Genomic DNA, 17,037 nt, shown 5'->3' with positions numbered 1-17,037 from the left:
TATCGTTTGCTTATGAAAATTTCTGCCGGCTGTGGTTAGAAAATTCTATTTCTTTTGTAATTTATGCTTTAAGGTAGATAAAATAAAAATTACGTATTGTTTAGATTTAACAAGTTGTAATTTTTACTTTAATTTTCATTTCGGATTCTTTTGAATATTTCGTACTGTCTCTCTAATTCTTTTTTTCATCTAATAATAGATTCTTTGATCCTAATATTCTTTCTATTGCCTGACTTGGATCTAATGTGTGATATGGTAAATACAATCCTCGTAACTCTTTTGGCTTTACAATCTTGTACACTTGTATTGATGACATATTATAAGTGTATGAAAAGTACCGATACAGATATCCTATCCAATATAGTTCATTCAAATTGTATTTTACTGAACCATATTTTGATGCTCCATACTCTTCTTCTATCATATTTAATATATCTTTCGCCTGAATATTTGTCTGAAAAAAAATACCGCAAAACTCTTAATTCCATTGATTTATCACTTTCTAAATCACAATTTAGTATCTGTTGTCATAAATTCTTGTTGATTTTTTCTCACTTCTTGGAAGATCGCCAATTGCAACAGGCTTAATTATTGCTGCGATACCTATTTTAGCCTTGAATGCTGCTCCAATTTCATGTTCCATTTCATAAGCATTTGCATCGTCCTTTATTTCAACAAATAATGTAAGAATATCTTTTCCATTCAAATGATCTATCATAACCTGATATTCACTTGACGCCCCATTAATGCCTTTTAACATTTCTTCTATCTGTGATGGGAAGATATTTACACCTTTTACTTTAACCATATCATCTGTTCTTCCTAAAATAACATCGATTCTTGGATATTTAGAACCACATGGGCATTCTCCCGGAATAATTCTTGAAAGATCATGTGTACGATATCTGATAAGTGGGGCCCCTTCTTTATGTAATGTTGTAATAACTATTTCTCCAATTTCTCCATCAGGAAGATTTTTTCCTGTCTTAGGGTCAACAATTTCTATATAGACATAATCATCCCAATAATGCATTCCACATTCATGTTCACAACTGATTGCAATTCCAGGACCATAGACTTCTGTAAGTCCATAAATATCATAAAGCTTAACGCCAAGTTCATTTGCAATTCTTTTTCTCATCTTGTCTCCCCAGCGTTCAGAACCAATTATTCCTTTTTTAAGTTTAATCTTATCTCCAATACCTCTCTTGGCAATTTCTTCCGCAAGTAACAACGCATATGATGATGTTGCGCATAGAACTGTAGATTCCATGTCAACCATCATTCTAAGCTGTTTATCTGTATTTCCCGGACCCATAGGAATAGTCATTGCTCCAAGCTTTTCAGCACCATTTTGAAATCCTATTCCGGCGGTCCATAATCCGTAACCTGGTGTAATATGAATTCTATCTTTATTAGTTACTCCTGCCATTTTATAGCAACGTGAAAACATTGTTGCCCAATCATCAATATCTTTTTTTGTATATGGAATAATAACAGGTATACCTGTTGTACCTGAAGATGAATGTATTCTTACAATTTCTTCTTCAGGCACTGCACGAAGTCCCAACGGATAAGCTTCTCTTAAATCTCCCTTCCATGTAAATGGGAGTTTCTCAAAATCCTCCTGAGACTTAATATCATCTACATTAATACCCTCCAATTTTTTCTGGTAAAAGCAATCCTGACTTGTAAGTTTTTTCAACTGTGCTTTAATTAGTTCAAACTGCTCTTCTTTCATTTTCATAATTTATACCTAGCCTTTCAACTATGCATTTTCATGTGTTTGAAAGGCGCAAATCCAAGATTAAAAGAATGATTTGCATTGTTTTTCCTTTCTTTTTTATTTCTTCTAACCTTTTCTTCTCCTCTATGTATTTGTGACAAATGCCTCTTCATTTGTCCATAATTTATAAAAAGTCTTTTAGACTTATATACTAGTTTGTTGCCATAAGTGCTTTAATGTTCATTTCAAGGAATTTCGGATTAAGTTTTGTTTCTATAGCTTTTTTAATTTCCTCTTTTGTTATTCCTAATTCATTACTATTGGCTGCTGCTCCAAGTAGTACAACATTTAAAGCCTTCGAGCTTCCTAACTCTTTACAAATCTTTTCTCCGTCCACAGCAATAAGATTAATATTTTGCTTTTGTAAATATTCTATCATCTCTTTACCATCATAGTGAAGTCCAAGACTTGCAGTTGTTGGCATTACCGGCTTTGTATTTACAACAACTGTACCTCCCTCTTTTAAATAATTTAAATTTCTTACAACTTCACCCGGTTCAAATCCGATAATTATATCCGCTTCTCCCTCAGGAATCATTGGAGCTTTTATTTCATTTCCTATTCTTACATGGCTTACAACGCTACCTCCACGCTGGGCCATTCCAATTGTTTCTGCTGTTTTTACACTTATCCCTTTATCAATTGCAGCCTGTGCAAGTAATTTTGACGCTAAAACTGTGCCCTGTCCACCAACTCCGCAAAGTAAACAATTCATATTTATACCAAACCTTTCATGCATATTATTTGTAATCTTCGATTTCCGGCAATTATTTTGTCAACAGTTCTACTGCTCAATAGCATGAACCGGACAAATATGACTGCATAATCCGCAACCAAAGCATAATGATGAATCTATTTCAATTTTTCCATCTATATTTGTCACTGCAGGACAACCTATTTCATTAATGCATTTCTTACATTTAATACATTTTTCGCTTACGGTATAAGCCTTTTTAGGCTTATTCACAGCAATACATGGACTCTTAAATATAATTGCCTTAACGCCTTTCATCTGTGCCGCTCTCTTAACCGCGTCTATTGCTTTATCAAGTTCAAATGGATTTACTTTTTCAACACTTACAACTCCTACTGCTTTTAAAACAGCTTCAATAGAAATCTTATGAGTTATTTCATCCTTTGGATTAGTATCTTTTTTCTTAACCATGTCCATCATTGTAACACCGGTTCCCGGATGTGGCTGGTGTCCTGTCATTGCTGTAGTAGAATTATCTAACACAATAAGGACTATGTCTGTCTCATTATATACAGCATTTACCACTCCTGTAATTCCTGATGCGAAAAATGTTGAATCGCCAATAAATGAAAAATGCACTTTCTCAGGTTCAATCCTATGAAGCCCCTGCGCTATTGTTACATCCGCTCCCATGCAAAGACATGTATCAGTCATATCCAATGGCTTTGCATTTCCAAGTGTGTAGCAACCTATGTCACCACAAAATACTGCTTCTTTTTCTTTCATTGCCTGTTTTACGGCATAAAATGAAGCTCTATGTGGGCATCCTGCACAGAGTACCGGTGGTCTTACAGGTAATTCCGGTTTTTCGCCTACTTCCTTAAGTGTTTCGTCATCTATATCTTTTGCAACTCCAAATTTAGTAAGCTGTTCTCTTACTGATTTTGCAGTATTTTCTCCTGCGCACTGTACATCTTTTGTAAGTTTTCCTAACACCTTACATTTAATATTATATTTTCCACATACGTATGTGATTTCTCTTTCTATAAACGGACTTAATTCTTCTATTACAAGAACTTCATCCACTCCCTCTAAAAATCTTGCAACAAGTTGTTCCGGAAAAGGATATGAAATTCCTATTTCCAAAAATCCTGCCTTGTCATAATCTAAGTATTCCTGAACGTATTTTCTTGAAACTCCGCCTGATACAACTGCCTTCCTACTATCTTCACAAAGATGAATTTTGTTCCATTTTGATAAATCCAATTCATCTGTACTATCTGCAGAAAGTACATGTGTAAGTTTTGCATTTCTTTCCTCTATCCTAATATGGTTGAGGTAAGATGTTCTTGGGAAAATAACCCATTTCTGAGTATCTTTTATAAATCCCTCCGGTGGCTCTCTTTTTATATTTTCTAAAATTTCAATATCCGCACATCCATGGCATACTCTTGTTGTAGGTCTGAAAATTACAGGTGTGTTATATTTTTCTGACATTTCAAAAGCATCTGCCATCATCAAATAAGCTTCCTGCGGTGTTGATGGATCGAATACCGGTATTTTTGAAAAAATGCCAAATTCTCTTGTATCCTGTTCTGTCTGAGAGGATATCGGTCCCGGATCATCTGCTACTAAAACTACCATTCCACCTTTAATTCCTACATAAGATAAACTCATGATAGGATCAGATGCAACATTTAGTCCTACCTGCTTCATTGTAACCAGTGTTCTTGCACCTGCATACGATGCGCCTGCTGCAACCTCAAGAGCTGCCTTTTCATTTACTGACCATTCAATATAATATGAACCGTCATTTTTCTTTGCTGCTGTTTCTAAAACCTCTGTAGAGGGTGTTCCCGGATATCCACAAACTAAATTAACTCCGGCTCTTATCGCACCCATAGCTATTGCTTCATTCCCCATTAATAATTGCTTCATTTATGTAACCTCTCAAACATATCTCTGTAACGTTTTTATCTATTTATTATAATATTAATTATGATATATAGCAACGTTTCATTTTAAATCAAAATATCATTTTGAAACATTTTTTACGCTTCTATATCTCAAATGTTTTTCTTTATTTTATCTATCAACGTTACATCTGCCGGTAGCCAATCTACATCATATAATTGTCCTTTTGTAAGCCATTTTGCAGCTTCATGTTCTTTGAGAATTGGCTTTCCTTGTTTAATATTACACCAAAAGCAATCCATTGAAAGGTGAAATGTTTCATAATCATATTCTACAGTATCAATCAATTCACCTACTTCAATTTCTGTTTCGATTTCCTCCATTATTTCTCTTTTCAAAGCTTCCTGCGGGGTTTCCCTCGGTTCTATTTTTCCGCCGGGGAATTCCCAACCATCTTTCATATCTCCATATCCACGCTGTGTTGCAAATATAATTGTTTGTCCTTTTTCATTTATAGATTTTATAACTGCTGCAACTACTCGTACTATTTTCATTTATAGCTTTCTCCTATTTCGTAAACAAATTTATTTTCTTATTACTTATAATGAGACGATTTTACTGCCCCCAATAAAATCGTCCCTCTTATTTTTATATTTTTCTTCAAAATGTTTTATCATAAATTTTCTTAGTTAGTAAGATACTCATAAATATCTTCTCTTACACTATGTTCTAACTCGAAAATAAAATTCATGATTGGAAGTTCTTTTCCTTTATTATTCTTTATAGTTTTCTGCATCCAGCTCTTAGGCACAACTTCACCCATATAATAAAAATCTGTACCCTCGCCATCACTCTTCTTTATAAAAAGAACTATTTTTAATCCACTATTTTTATAATTTATTATTTCCTGACTCTCTCTATTATCAATTGCCACATTACTTCTAGTCAGCCAGCTAAATGTCTTCTGATTAATAAACTGATCTTCATATTTTGTGCTTTCAGAAATATCATCCTTCTTTTCGTATGTAACAAATATTGGACACGTTCCGTGTTTGATACGATATCCATACATTGTTGAGCTTTCATCTTTATCCCAGTTCATAAGTCGACAAACATCTTTTCTTGAATATTTTCCATATAACACTAAATTATTTTCATCATGATTTGCGTACATATCCTTATATCGCATCATCCCATAATCTAAAAGATTTGATATCTCTTCCCTAAATTTCGTATTATTAAGTTTATCTAAAAACGCTAGTGAACGTTTTAATAGACCTGACTTTAAATCTAATTTAGATAGCAATTCTATCTGTGCGAATTTATTTGCATCTGCTCCGGCTACAAATTCTAAACTCATCATTCGAACCGCAGAATTATAATCAGCCTCTTTGAACTTTTCGCCTATGCTTACAAGTTCCTTAGCAAATGAATCTATCGCAACTGATTTTCCATCTAACATCATCTTTAACATCAAGAGTTCATGCGGTCTCTTACCATCAATTATCAATGATGAAATAAATGCAAGTATCTGCTCTTCTTTTTCTGTAAACACAACTGTATAATCTTTATCTACAGCCCGCTGGAAATTATCATACGTTTTTGCATAGTTAATAAATAGCATAGGATCAATTTCGCCAAGTTTGTAGAAATCTATAATAGTAGGTATTCTACCAATTTTAAATTTTACCTGCATATATTTTTCTGTAAGCATTTTCTTCGTCGTAGTCATTCTATCAATTGATGCAAAAATTTTCTTTTTCGTAATCTCATCAAAATGAATTGTTGAACACCCCGGAAGCAATCGTGATCCTTCACGCACGTATTTACGCACATTGTCCTTGTTGTATGTTCTATCTCCTGACAACGCAATTGGAATTAAAAAATTGTTGCTGTAATTACCAATAAAATCAAGAATAACTACATACTCTTTATTATCCGCTTTTCTAAGTCCTCTACCTAACTGCTGTACAAATATAATTGCTGACTGCGTAGGTCTTAGCATAATGACCTGATTTACCTGTGGTATATCTACACCTTCATTAAAAATATCTACAGTAAAAATGTAATCGAGTGGCTGATTATGTTTTACTACTTCCGATTTTATTATAGGTCTTCCACAATTATCGACCTCACACTCCATCTCTAATCGTTCAATAGCCTCCTCTCTTTTCTCCTGTGAATCATCACCTGAAAGTGCAACTGTATTATAGCCTCTATAATTAAACGCATCTGATAAAGCCTTAGCTTCCTCTTTTCTGCTGCAAAAAATAAGCCCTTTTACTCTATTTCCTGAATACCCAAAATATTCGGTTTGTTTAATTATGTGCTCTACTCTTTGCTCATTTGCCAAATATTTAAATTCTGTCTTTTCATCAATTTCTTTTCCATCTATAACTAAATCTGAAATTCCAAAATAGTGGAATGGGCATAACAAATCATCTTCAAGGGCATCCTGAAGCCTAATCTCACTTGCGATATTGTGTCCAAATAATTTGTAAATATCAAATCCATCTGTACGTTCAGGCGACGCCGTCATCCCTAAAAGCAATTTGGGCTTAAAATGATTAATTATTTTATGATAACTTTCAGCCCCTGCCTTATGAGTTTCATCAATAATAATGCAATCAAACATATCTTCTTCGAATTCGGTAAGAATATAGTCTCTACTCATTGTTTGAACTGTTGAGAAAAGATAATCAGCATCTTTTTCTTTATGATTTCCGGAAAGAATGCCTGTAGTAATTCTATTGCTAAAAACATTCTCATAAGATCTTTTTGCCTGCTTTAAAATTTGCTCACGATGAACTAAAAATAATACTTTCTTAAAACCAAGTTCTCTCATTGCAAATGCTGACGCATAAGTTTTACCGGTACCCGCTCGTGTCAAGGGTGTGACATTTTTTTCTAAGTAAATTAATGTTGTATTAGCTGTTTTTAATCTATAATAGTAATTCTACCATTCTTCAATTTCATATTTCTTTTGTAGCCTTTTACTCATATAAGACCACTCATATGGATTTGTTCCATGAACTTCAAATAGTTTTTGTGCTATATCATCATCATTTCGCAATTTAGCTGAGTAATATTCAACACTTGGCATATTTTTCTCCAAATCTAGCATAGCTAATTCTTTATTACCCCTCAAACGTTTGCTCATACTGCTAAATATAGAATTTAATGCATCCTTATCCATTAAGCTAATTTTTGCCAATTCAAAATCATCTCTGAATACTTTATCTACAAAATTAAAATTCCATCCATGAAAACTACACGCAAGATAAACTAATTCCCTGTCTTTTCTATATGGCTTCATACAATCCAAGCTCATAATCGTTCCATTTTCAGAATTCGCAATTGCAAACTTCACCCATTCTCTATCCTGCTGAAATCTTCGAGATGCATATTGAATTGCTGTTCCATCGTTTTTCAAGCTTGTTCTTACCATTATTTCATCATCCTGGTACATATCTAGATATTTAAGTGCCCAACCACGTTTTAATACCGACTTCGCTAAAACTCTATCTCTAAAGTATATTGGATTAAATTTTTCTATTAAACTTGGATTTCCCTTTAATTTGTCAATCAACATTCTTCTATATTGAATGTAGTAATCTTTACCAATTTCTCTCTTGTATGGAATAAAACAAACTTGTAACGGTATAAACACATTTTCTTCATAAAAGATATTTTTGAGTATTTCTATATCTTTTTCAATTTGACTAAATGGAATACCATATTTTTCTGCACTTTTCTTTATATTTTCTGTTTCCCATATTAACTCTGCCAATTCGCTTATTAATGCTTCTCTAACTTTAGAAATCTTATCTATATTTCGTTCCATAACTTCTATTTCGTGTTCAATATCTATATCGTCATTAGTTCTTATTTCAGAAATCGAATGTGTTTTCTCAAGTTTTATTTTACCTTCATATTTTTTAATTATAAAATCTGGATATTCTCCATATACTTTTTTATACTCTTTTCTAAGAACAATATAGTTCTTTGTATCATATATGCTTTCAACAAATTGATTTCCATATTCATACTCAGGAATCAATCTTGAGAAAATAGCTTGTATTATTTCTGAAGACAGATGATCAGGTTCTGCCCAGAATGGTACCTCAGAGAAATCTTTATTATGTATATAATTATTTCTAATATACAAACAGTATGAAAAATGATAATCAATTGCATATGGATTATCAATTAAATATTCCTTATTTTTTTCAGTTAACTTGCTTATACAATCATCAGCGACTTCATTTATAAATTCTAATTCTGTTGCACTTTTTACTTTTTCTCTTTGTTTTTTCATATATACTCCATTATTATTCGTCTAACATAATTTTACCCTTTTTCGCTTTTGCTTTAAGCCTTGCCATCTGTTCTTTTTCAATCTGTTGTATGCTCTTTTTGGGAGTAGGTAAATCCTCTGGCATTGTACCACCAATCTTTTCTATTGCTGTTCTAACTTCTTTTCCGACATTATAGTGAACACTTGTTGCTTTTTCTGCTCCTTGTATGTTATCTTTTCTAAGTTTTTCCTCTGTTTGCGATATTCTGAAAAGATTTGCAATTAATTCAGTGCTTCCCATGTAATCAAGTATTTTCTGCCCAACTTCAAGCTCTTTCCTTGTATGTATATCATCTACATCAAGTCCGCCATACAATCCCATATATCCAGCGTTCTGAAAAATAGCAAATTCTTCATTTGTAATTACACCTGCATCGTGTGCTGTCTCTGCAAGTAACTGGTTCCATTGCTTAATATCTCCACGAACAACTAATCTTCTTTTATCTTCATCTAGTTGATTAAAATGATCTGCTACTTCTTGTCTATATGTTTGTATAGCAAAATAAGTTTGTCCTAAAGCTATTACTTCTTTTCTAGGATCACCATTCTGAACAATCAAATAACAAGCATATCTTGAAAGTTCATAGTCCTTCTTTGGCTTACTTGCCACTCCAGCTTCTACGATTTTCCTGACCTCAGGAAAATCGTCAGAAACGCTATGTCCACTGTTCTCACAGGCTATCATAGCTCGTCCTATCACCTTAGAAAAATTTTCCCATTTTGTATAATCTAAAGCAATTGCTAATTCTCTAGCACTCCAATATTCGCTACCATCTTCTCTTATGTGTTTTATATCTTCAAATCGTTTGTATTCAATTGTTTTTAATTCGCTCAATCTTTTTCCTCCATTTTTATGTTTTAATCAATTTTACTGTTAATTAATTCTACTATTTCTCCAAATTCAAAATGTTCAATGTTATCCTCCGTATATTTACTTACGCTCTTCCAATCATCTAATGTCATTCTTTCGAATATATCCATATTATTTTTGAATTTCATTTGAATATTTTGCCCATTGAACATATTCTTAAATTTTTGATTCACATCTTCAAACGGGCTTATTTCGAAGTCACCTACCTCGAATCCTTTCTCCGACAAAATTTTCTTAACAATTCGTGGAGAATAATAGTTTTCAATTTCTCTTTTTCTTAAAACGAGAACTTCTCCGCCTTTCTGTTCAACTGTATTTTTCAATCTACTTTGCTTACGAAGTTTATCCTCATAATCTACTGCACCTGAGTCTTTATCAACAATAACTATAAAGTTTCTATTCAATTTACTCATTAAATTCATCTCTGCAATGTTGTGAAGTTCATTACCACCACCAGGAACAAAAAGAATTCCATCTTCTTCGTATGAATGTCCAGATACAGCGTTAAAAATAAAATCCCAAAATTTCACATCATTACTTCCTTCTACAAATACCAATAGCTTACTATTTACTATATTGTCACTCGCCCTAACGCCTAATTCATTTACTAATAAATCAGCTGAAATACTATCACCTTGCTCATACTTAGACTCTCCATTATGCTTTTTTGCTACTATAATGTTTTTATTATCAATTTCACTTGCAAATACTGGTGAGTGAGTAGTAATAATTACTTGATGTATGTCTGATATTCGTTTTAAAGAATCTAATAAAGTTCTCTGAGCTCCTGGATGCAAGAAAGTTTCAGGTTCTTCAATTACAAAAATATAACTATTTTCATTTTCAGATATTTGTTCAGCCAAATATTGGAAATAAGAAACCATAAAAAGTCTCTGAATCCCTGTTCCTTTATTTGCTAAATTAACTTCATATCCTTGCGAATCTTTCATTATAACTTCAAAATTTACCAACTTCTGCCAATCGTAAGATATATCTGGTTTTAACTCAGTTAATCCTGAATAATGCGTTTCCATATAATTACCAATCTTATTAATTTCACCAATCAGTGTCTCTTGCACTTCATTTTGCAAATTTGAAAACTCACTTATATGTGCTTGTATTGCATTTGTAACTATCTTTTTAAACTGATTTTGAAATGAAGATGTGCTAGTGTCTAAATTAGTATCCGCTAAAAATAATGAAAATTGTGGATACAATGGTTTAATTATTTCTTTTAACATTGAACCTTTCAATTCATGTTCTTCAATAACATAGCTTTCTTCAGAACATATTATCTCTGAACATAGTTCCAACATTTTTTCTTTATTAATAATATCGGGAACTTCTTTTCCAAAAGTTTTGAAAATAGTTTTCATTTTTGCAGCTGTCTGTTGAAACATATTCTTGTAATCAGCTTTCCCAAAATCATTTGCTATAATATAAGTTTTATATGACTCTCCAACATTGCTACTTGTTTTTTTTATATGCAAATATCCATTTTCATCTAAAATAACTTTTGGAACTGTAATTAATTCTTCGCCATAAAAACATATTTCTATCTCTGTCTCTTCATCACCTGCTCCAAAATATTTATTTCCTTCTGCCAATTTACTTTCATTATAGAAATCATTTATAGCATGTAGAATAGATGATTTACCCGCATCATTTTTCCGACAATTGCATTTAGTCTATCAAATTCTATCCATCCAGAATTTTTAATTCCTCTATAATTTTTGATTCTTATTTTGCTAATTTTCATTTTTATCTTTCTCCAATTATTTATTATATTCTCTATTTTACCACTTCACCCTCTAAACTTCCACTCAACTTCTATCATTTCCTCCCCAACAACTATCCTCTCTACCAGCTGTTCTATCAGTGCTCTAGTCAGTTCCTTTAACCTCATTCCATTCCCCTCAAAACTAAACACTTCCAGTCCTATAACTTCTTCTCTTCTGAGTTCCTTCAATTTCTCATTCGCATCATTAATATCCTGATCTACCTTTGCCTGTAGCAAGATGTAAGAATCTCTTCCATCAAGATATTCCTGCTGGCTCATTGTGCCTTCTCTGTAAGCTTCATAATATGCCATAACTTTGCTATCATATGAATTCTTGATAACATGCAATTCTCGAATTTTATCCTCATACTGATTGATGCGAAGCATTCTCTGAGCCTCCTGCTCCTGAAAAATCTTCTGTGCATCTATTCGATTTTCCTGGATGTGATTGAACTCATCAATCACTATCTGTTCTAATGTTTCATCCAACACGGATGTGACACATCCTGTGTTATCACTTTCATAATAGCGAGTCTTGCAATAATACTTTGGTCTGCCTCTGTATGAATGAGCCATACGCTGTTTGCAGCTTTCGCAAAATAATTTTCCCACAAGACAATGACTTGGATTCTTCTGCACAACTTTTGAATTTGCTTCGAGCAATTCCTGAACTGTATCAAACATATCTTTATCTGTAATTTTTCTTTTAACTTTGCATGGATTTCCCACAGCAATAACTCCTGCCGGTATATCCTTTGTCACAACTATTGTTATATTGCATAATTTTTATGCTACATACTTTCTATCAACTTAAATACAATTAAAAGCATTTATCCAAAATGTCTTCATCTAATCCTTTTCTTCCTGTCACTGCTCCAATTGCAAAGTATAAAATTCCTCCAACCAAAAGCCCCCATACTACCGCATTAATTCCGGCAATATTAATAAACTTTGTAGCGAAAATGTAAGTTGCCACCGCACCTATACTGCTGCATATTGCTGCCTGTTTAGTTCCTTTTTTCCAGAATAATCCTCCAACAAGCGGCCAGAAAAATGTACATTCAAGACCTCCAAATGCAAACAAATTAAGCATAAAAATAATATCCGGCGGATTAATTGTAAGAATCATTACAACTGCACCTAATAACATTGTGACTATAGTACTTACAGATTTAACATGCTTTTCATATGACGCATTTTTTTCAGGGTCATCTTTTACAACATAGTTTTTCCATAAATCTTTTACAATTGCAGCCGTTGCAAGAATTAATAGCGAATCCGCAGTAGACATTACAGCAGCCATTGGAGCTGCAAGGAAAATAGCTGCGATTCCCGGTGGCATAATTTTCTGTACAATATATGGAATAAAATAATCAGATGTTGGAAGATTATCTGTATCCACCAAAGCACCTGCCCATGTTCCTGCCAAATGCATTCCAATAATAACAAAACTACATGTTAATACACCAATCCACATTGCTTTGTGCATACTCTTTGTGTCTTTAAATCCCATTGCACGAACGGCTGTCTGCGGAAGTCCTAATGTTCCAAATCCTACCAAAACCCAGTAACTAAGCAATGCTCCCGGTGTGTATTTTGAAAATAAATTATCATATACATTTGCCATATTTGAAGCAAGCCCCGCATCAATCGAAGCAAGTCCGCCACCTGTTTTTAAAACAAAAAATATAAACAGAAATGTTCCGATACACATTACAATTCCCTGAATTGTGTCTGTGATTACAACTGCACTAAATCCACCAACTGCTGTATATAAAATAACTACTGTTCCAAAAATCAAAAGTGAAGTTACATGATTCATTCCTGTTATGGATGCGACAAGAGTTGCTCCACCTGTAAACTGGCTTATCATTTGCGCAATAAAAAATGTAATCATTCCAAGACTTGTAATAACGACAAGCACATCACTTTTGTATCTTGCTTTAAAATAACCAACTACAGTTACAGCTCCTGTTCTACGCGATACAAGTGCAAGCTTATTTCCCAACACTCCAAGCACTAAGAATGTAACCGGAATCTGAATTGCCGCAAACCAGACCTGCGCATATCCATATGTAAGTCCTGCTGCACCCGGTCCTGATATGAAAGAACTGACCGAAGTATAAGTTGCCATAATTGTCATTGCAAGCACAATACCATTCATATTTCTTCCGCCGATGAAATACTTCTCTTCGGATGAAGATTTTAATTTCTTTTCTTCTTTTTTACTGTATACAAAACTTACAATAATATTAAATAATAAATATCCAAGAAATACAGATAAAATTATAATCTGATTACTGTTCATCTTCGTCTCTCTCCTCGTCCTCATCATAAGAAAAATCTATAAATACAAATTTAAGCAATACAAATACTCCTATTATTGCAATAATTACTGTTCCCAATACTGAAACTACAAACCATGCCGGCATATGGAATATTGTCCATCCGGTAGAATTTAATAAAAATGCAGTAATTACATGCCATAAAAAGCAAATGCACACTACCAAAAGCGTTGCCTTGATTTCTTTTAAGCATTGCTTGTGTTTCTCTTCTTTTGATAATTTTAACATAATCTCTCCTCTTTATTCCTTTTTCCAAATTAGATTGTAGTACATAACGCTATATTAATCTACATTATATTCAATTATAGCTATTATGTATAATTTTAGATTAATTTCATATGTGAACTGCCAATCATCCAAAGCCATCTTGCCTGTGGTATCCACTTTTTCAATTAATCACCTGTTTTTTCTTAATTATACAATTCTCTAATCATGTTTTCTCCACTGTAACTTTCAATCTGAGACGATAACCGTTCAAGGAATTCCTTTACCCATTCATCATCCTCATTTCAAATATCCAATAATCCTACTTTATATAATATGACTTATAGCAGATACTTTCCAATAAAATAACCGAGTGGTGCACTCGGTTATTTTGTGTAAACTTTATTTAATCTCAACTTATTTTCTTGTGTAGGTTACATAGGTGTATGGAATTTCTCCGGTATGCTTTTCATTCACTTCTTTTACAAACTTCTCCTGGTCAAAGTATGGAAAAAATGTATCACCCTCGATATCGAGATTTATTTCAGTAATATACATCTTTTCAACGAAGGGCAGAACCTCCTCATATAACCGCACTCCTCCAGCAATATATATGTCTTTATCTCCGGCTAGTTCTATAGCCTCCTCTAAAGTTCTTGCAGTAAAGCAATTCTCACCCTCAAATTTTTTCGTATTTGAAATCACAATCGTTGTTCTGTTGGGTAACGGTTTCCCGATTTCTTCATAAGACCTTCGTCCCATGATAACAACATTTCCCGTTGTGAGTTCTCTAAATCGTTTCTGTTCACCTTTAATTTCCCAAGGAATACATCCCTTATTACCTATAACCTGATTTTTTGCAAAGGCTACAATTAAAGCAATCATTCTTCCCTCCAAACATTCAACTTTATTGTTTCTCCCCAATCCTCCGTTTATCTGCAAATCTTTTTCCTCAAATTTAACTCTGTTGAAATAGTATTTTGCTCCTCCGAAGAAAATACCCTAGTTATTTCTGTATAGCCATTTTTCACCCAGAAATTCAATCCAATATAATTTTTTGATGAAACCAATAATTCTGATTTATCATACTTTTCCTTATAGATGTTGTCTAATGCTTTCAGTACTTTAGTTCCAAATTTGTGTCTTCTAAAATTATTAGTAATAATAAAATGTAAAATATAATAACATTCATCTGATATATCTTCCATAACCCAACTATATCCTACAATCTGACCTTCAAATAGAAAAGCATAACATTGAATTGGATTTTGTTGTGGTATTCCCGGTTCAATACTATGAATATCATCAAATGGCGACAACGGTCTTCTTCCTTCAACTTCCATGAAATACTCTATAGATTCTTCATAAATCCTTTCTAAGTTTTCCTTATATTGACTGATATCTGTAATAATTTTTAGTTCACTCATTCATTCTACTCCTAAAATCCGAATTTATAAATTTGATTTTATCTCTTCTTGCATTTTTTTACTCAACTTAAAAAAACAGTATCATATGCCAAATCAATCATATCCTTTAAAACATCGCCTGGAAAATCGTCTAGAAATATTGTATTCCAATACGGTTGTTGGACTGGAGGACAATGATAACCTCTTACTACTTTTTCAGGATAAGCCATTCTGAAAAACTGACCAGCATCAACAGTACACTTTAATGTGATTTTATAATCATATTCATAAGGATATAATTGTACAAAAATCTTCCCCTTAAGTTTAAAACAAATAGGTATATCTCCAAATGGATTCTCTTCTGTTATCATTTTCTTACTTCTGCAATAATCTTTTATTTCGTCTACTGTCATAAATTTACCTAATTATACTTCTATAAAATGAATTGTCAGATAACATTTGCTTAATTGATACAAACTTGCAATCACATAATTTTTCACATAAACCTAACACTTCATCATTATCGTAATCTTTTACCTCATATCTTCTGAAACCATCAGGTAAATGAAATATAAAAATAACTTTGTCCTCGGTTAAATATTCATTCCAATATTCTACTTCCAAATGTTTCTTAATAAATTCTTCCCAATATTTGGCATTATCTTCCGAAAATGATACCTGATAATTATTTCCTACTTTATCAATTATAAAGCCCCTTGATTCCAGACTTAATATACTATCATCAATTCCCATCACATATGAATGATACATTTTAATACCTCCACAAATTTCGATTTGTCAAATTGAAATCCACCAACACACTCCAAATTTATCAATAACAGTAGCACAACAACTACTCCATGGAAGTTCATGAATAGATTCAATAATCACTCCTCCATTACTCAAAACTTCAAATGCATTATAAACTGCCTCCTCAGTACCCATTTCAAAAACATTAAATGTCATGGTTTCCCATTTATTCTTATGTACTATATCAATATCACATGGATTTGAAGCTTCGGCTAATGCCAAAAAACCTTCTCCATTAACAGACAACTCGCAATGTTCATAAGCAGTGTTGTTCTTGTTTATAAATGCTCTAGTAATCTCTGCTCCAAATGCCTTGCAATAAATTTTTGCTGCATCAAAACTATTTTTAACATAAACTTGATTATAATTTTTCATAGTCAATCTCCTTTTTCAGTTTTATCAATTTTTATTTGGTAACTTCAATATAATAATCTAAAAGTTCATATATCCAATCATGAAGTACCGAAAACTGAAATCCCAACGCTTGTGCTTTTTCGGTATTTATACTATATTCCGGTTCCCTGTTATATGGAGCGTTTTCCCCTCCTTTGTCAATAATTGCTTTGGAACCTGTTTTCTTTTCAACATAATCAATTATCTCTCTTATAGAAATAGTTCCTTCAGCACTTCCATTAATTGCTCCTTAGCTAGAAATTTATTATTTTGTATTATACTTTATATTTTTCAAAAACACTACACTCCACCCTAACACCAAAACTTCCACCACCGGCATTACAGCCCATAAGCCCTGATGCAAGTGCCGCAAGGGCGTTAGCCCCAACTCCCTGTCCAATTACAATTGCATCTGTAAGTGTGTAAATTGACATTACCATTGTGCTACCAAGTGACGGTATTATAACAAATATGGAA

Annotated in this window: 17 protein-coding genes and 3 pseudogenes; all 20 read right to left on the bottom strand. The window is 32.9% G+C overall.

Translation table 11 applies throughout. The features are described from left to right. Positions 1-172 precede the first annotated feature (172 nt). On the bottom strand, positions 173-424 hold the full coding sequence (locus ABMA45_RS01665; RefSeq protein ID WP_022088144.1) for a hypothetical protein: 252 nt from the start codon (positions 422-424) through the stop codon (positions 173-175). Between the two features lie 90 nt (positions 425-514). Beyond that, on the bottom strand, positions 515-1,747 hold the full coding sequence (locus tag ABMA45_RS01660; RefSeq protein ID WP_022088143.1) for a phenylacetate--CoA ligase family protein: 1,233 nt from the start codon (positions 1,745-1,747) through the stop codon (positions 515-517). A 190-nt stretch (positions 1,748-1,937) separates the two neighbouring features. Beyond that, entirely contained in the window at positions 1,938-2,501 is a 564-nt protein-coding gene (locus tag ABMA45_RS01655) for an indolepyruvate oxidoreductase subunit beta (RefSeq protein WP_022088142.1), read from the bottom strand. Between the two features lie 69 nt (positions 2,502-2,570). Further along, positions 2,571-4,418, bottom strand: coding sequence for an indolepyruvate ferredoxin oxidoreductase subunit alpha (gene iorA, locus ABMA45_RS01650; RefSeq protein WP_022088141.1), 1,848 nt, complete (start codon positions 4,416-4,418; stop codon positions 2,571-2,573). Between the two features lie 128 nt (positions 4,419-4,546). Then, positions 4,547-4,948, bottom strand: a complete 402-nt coding sequence (locus ABMA45_RS01645; protein ID WP_022088140.1) for a (deoxy)nucleoside triphosphate pyrophosphohydrolase — start codon at positions 4,946-4,948, stop codon at positions 4,547-4,549. Between the two features lie 131 nt (positions 4,949-5,079). Further along, positions 5,080-7,311, bottom strand: coding sequence for a DUF3427 domain-containing protein (locus ABMA45_RS01640; protein WP_347497640.1), 2,232 nt, complete (start codon positions 7,309-7,311; stop codon positions 5,080-5,082). Positions 7,312-7,350: 39 nt separating this feature from the next. Beyond that, entirely contained in the window at positions 7,351-8,712 is a 1,362-nt protein-coding gene (locus ABMA45_RS01635; protein ID WP_022088138.1) for a hypothetical protein, read from the bottom strand. Positions 8,713-8,725: 13 nt separating this feature from the next. Continuing rightward, complete coding sequence (gene dinD / locus ABMA45_RS01630; RefSeq protein WP_022088137.1) at positions 8,726-9,586, bottom strand: DNA damage-inducible protein D; 861 nt, start codon at positions 9,584-9,586, stop codon at positions 8,726-8,728. Between the two features lie 23 nt (positions 9,587-9,609). Next, positions 9,610-10,179 (bottom strand): TOPRIM nucleotidyl transferase/hydrolase domain-containing protein, encoded by a 570-nt coding sequence (locus ABMA45_RS01625; RefSeq protein WP_348029893.1) that lies wholly within the window; start codon positions 10,177-10,179, stop codon positions 9,610-9,612. 156 nt (positions 10,180-10,335) lie between these two features. Next, positions 10,336-11,280: pseudogene (locus ABMA45_RS01620) on the bottom strand (AAA family ATPase); the annotation flags it as partial. 146 nt (positions 11,281-11,426) lie between these two features. Next, entirely contained in the window at positions 11,427-12,086 is a 660-nt protein-coding gene (locus ABMA45_RS01615) for a zinc ribbon domain-containing protein (protein WP_279218140.1), read from the bottom strand. Next, a pseudogene (locus ABMA45_RS01610) lies at positions 12,084-12,167 on the bottom strand (sugar O-acetyltransferase); the annotation flags it as partial. The gene ABMA45_RS01615 and the pseudogene ABMA45_RS01610, both read right to left, overlap by 3 nt. A 55-nt stretch (positions 12,168-12,222) precedes the next feature. Continuing rightward, positions 12,223-13,710, bottom strand: a complete 1,488-nt coding sequence (panF, locus tag ABMA45_RS01605) for a sodium/pantothenate symporter (RefSeq protein WP_022088133.1) — start codon at positions 13,708-13,710, stop codon at positions 12,223-12,225. Then, positions 13,700-13,975 carry a YhdT family protein gene (locus ABMA45_RS01600; RefSeq protein ID WP_022088132.1) on the bottom strand — a complete coding sequence of 92 codons (276 nt, stop codon included), beginning with the start codon at positions 13,973-13,975 and terminating at the stop codon, positions 13,700-13,702. The genes panF and ABMA45_RS01600 overlap by 11 nt, the downstream gene beginning before the upstream one ends. A gap of 393 nt (positions 13,976-14,368) precedes the next feature. After that, positions 14,369-14,836: a dihydrofolate reductase gene (locus ABMA45_RS01595; protein WP_022088131.1), complete on the bottom strand. Its 468-nt coding sequence runs from the start codon at positions 14,834-14,836 to the stop codon at positions 14,369-14,371. Positions 14,837-14,883: 47 nt separating this feature from the next. Then, entirely contained in the window at positions 14,884-15,378 is a 495-nt protein-coding gene (locus ABMA45_RS01590; RefSeq protein ID WP_022088130.1) for a GNAT family N-acetyltransferase, read from the bottom strand. 62 nt (positions 15,379-15,440) lie between these two features. Continuing rightward, positions 15,441-15,770: an MmcQ/YjbR family DNA-binding protein gene (locus tag ABMA45_RS01585; RefSeq protein ID WP_022088129.1), complete on the bottom strand. Its 330-nt coding sequence runs from the start codon at positions 15,768-15,770 to the stop codon at positions 15,441-15,443. Positions 15,771-15,774: 4 nt separating this feature from the next. Beyond that, on the bottom strand, positions 15,775-16,128 hold the full coding sequence (locus tag ABMA45_RS01580) for a hypothetical protein (protein WP_022088128.1): 354 nt from the start codon (positions 16,126-16,128) through the stop codon (positions 15,775-15,777). Between the two features lie 27 nt (positions 16,129-16,155). After that, positions 16,156-16,542: a hypothetical protein gene (locus tag ABMA45_RS01575; RefSeq protein ID WP_022088127.1), complete on the bottom strand. Its 387-nt coding sequence runs from the start codon at positions 16,540-16,542 to the stop codon at positions 16,156-16,158. Positions 16,543-16,835: 293 nt separating this feature from the next. Beyond that, positions 16,836-17,037, bottom strand: a pseudogene (locus tag ABMA45_RS01570) (hypothetical protein); the annotation flags it as partial.

The sequence above is a fragment of the Eubacterium sp. CAG:156 genome (assembly GCF_000434315.1).
GTDB classification, from domain to species: domain Bacteria; phylum Bacillota; class Clostridia; order Lachnospirales; family Lachnospiraceae; genus Eubacterium_U; species Eubacterium_U album.
This window is presented reverse-complemented; position numbering and strand designations above follow the sequence as displayed.

Coding starts and splice junctions, on each gene's coding strand:
- panF (WP_022088133.1), bottom strand. CDS start 13,710: ATGAACAGTAATCAGATTATAATTTTATCTGTATTTCTTGGATATTTA.
- ABMA45_RS01615 (WP_279218140.1), bottom strand. CDS start 12,086: ATGTTTGATACAGTTCAGGAATTGCTCGAAGCAAATTCAAAAGTTGTG.
- iorA (WP_022088141.1), bottom strand. CDS start 4,418: ATGAAGCAATTATTAATGGGGAATGAAGCAATAGCTATGGGTGCGATA.
- ABMA45_RS01645 (WP_022088140.1), bottom strand. CDS start 4,948: ATGAAAATAGTACGAGTAGTTGCAGCAGTTATAAAATCTATAAATGAA.
- ABMA45_RS01585 (WP_022088129.1), bottom strand. CDS start 15,770: ATGACAGTAGACGAAATAAAAGATTATTGCAGAAGTAAGAAAATGATA.
- ABMA45_RS01595 (WP_022088131.1), bottom strand. CDS start 14,836: ATGATTGCTTTAATTGTAGCCTTTGCAAAAAATCAGGTTATAGGTAAT.
- ABMA45_RS01665 (WP_022088144.1), bottom strand. CDS start 424: ATGATAGAAGAAGAGTATGGAGCATCAAAATATGGTTCAGTAAAATAC.
- ABMA45_RS01600 (WP_022088132.1), bottom strand. CDS start 13,975: ATGTTAAAATTATCAAAAGAAGAGAAACACAAGCAATGCTTAAAAGAA.
- ABMA45_RS01575 (WP_022088127.1), bottom strand. CDS start 16,542: ATGAAAAATTATAATCAAGTTTATGTTAAAAATAGTTTTGATGCAGCA.
- ABMA45_RS01580 (WP_022088128.1), bottom strand. CDS start 16,128: ATGTATCATTCATATGTGATGGGAATTGATGATAGTATATTAAGTCTG.
- ABMA45_RS01635 (WP_022088138.1), bottom strand. CDS start 8,712: ATGAAAAAACAAAGAGAAAAAGTAAAAAGTGCAACAGAATTAGAATTT.
- ABMA45_RS01660 (WP_022088143.1), bottom strand. CDS start 1,747: ATGAAAATGAAAGAAGAGCAGTTTGAACTAATTAAAGCACAGTTGAAA.
- ABMA45_RS01590 (WP_022088130.1), bottom strand. CDS start 15,378: ATGAGTGAACTAAAAATTATTACAGATATCAGTCAATATAAGGAAAAC.
- ABMA45_RS01655 (WP_022088142.1), bottom strand. CDS start 2,501: ATGAATTGTTTACTTTGCGGAGTTGGTGGACAGGGCACAGTTTTAGCG.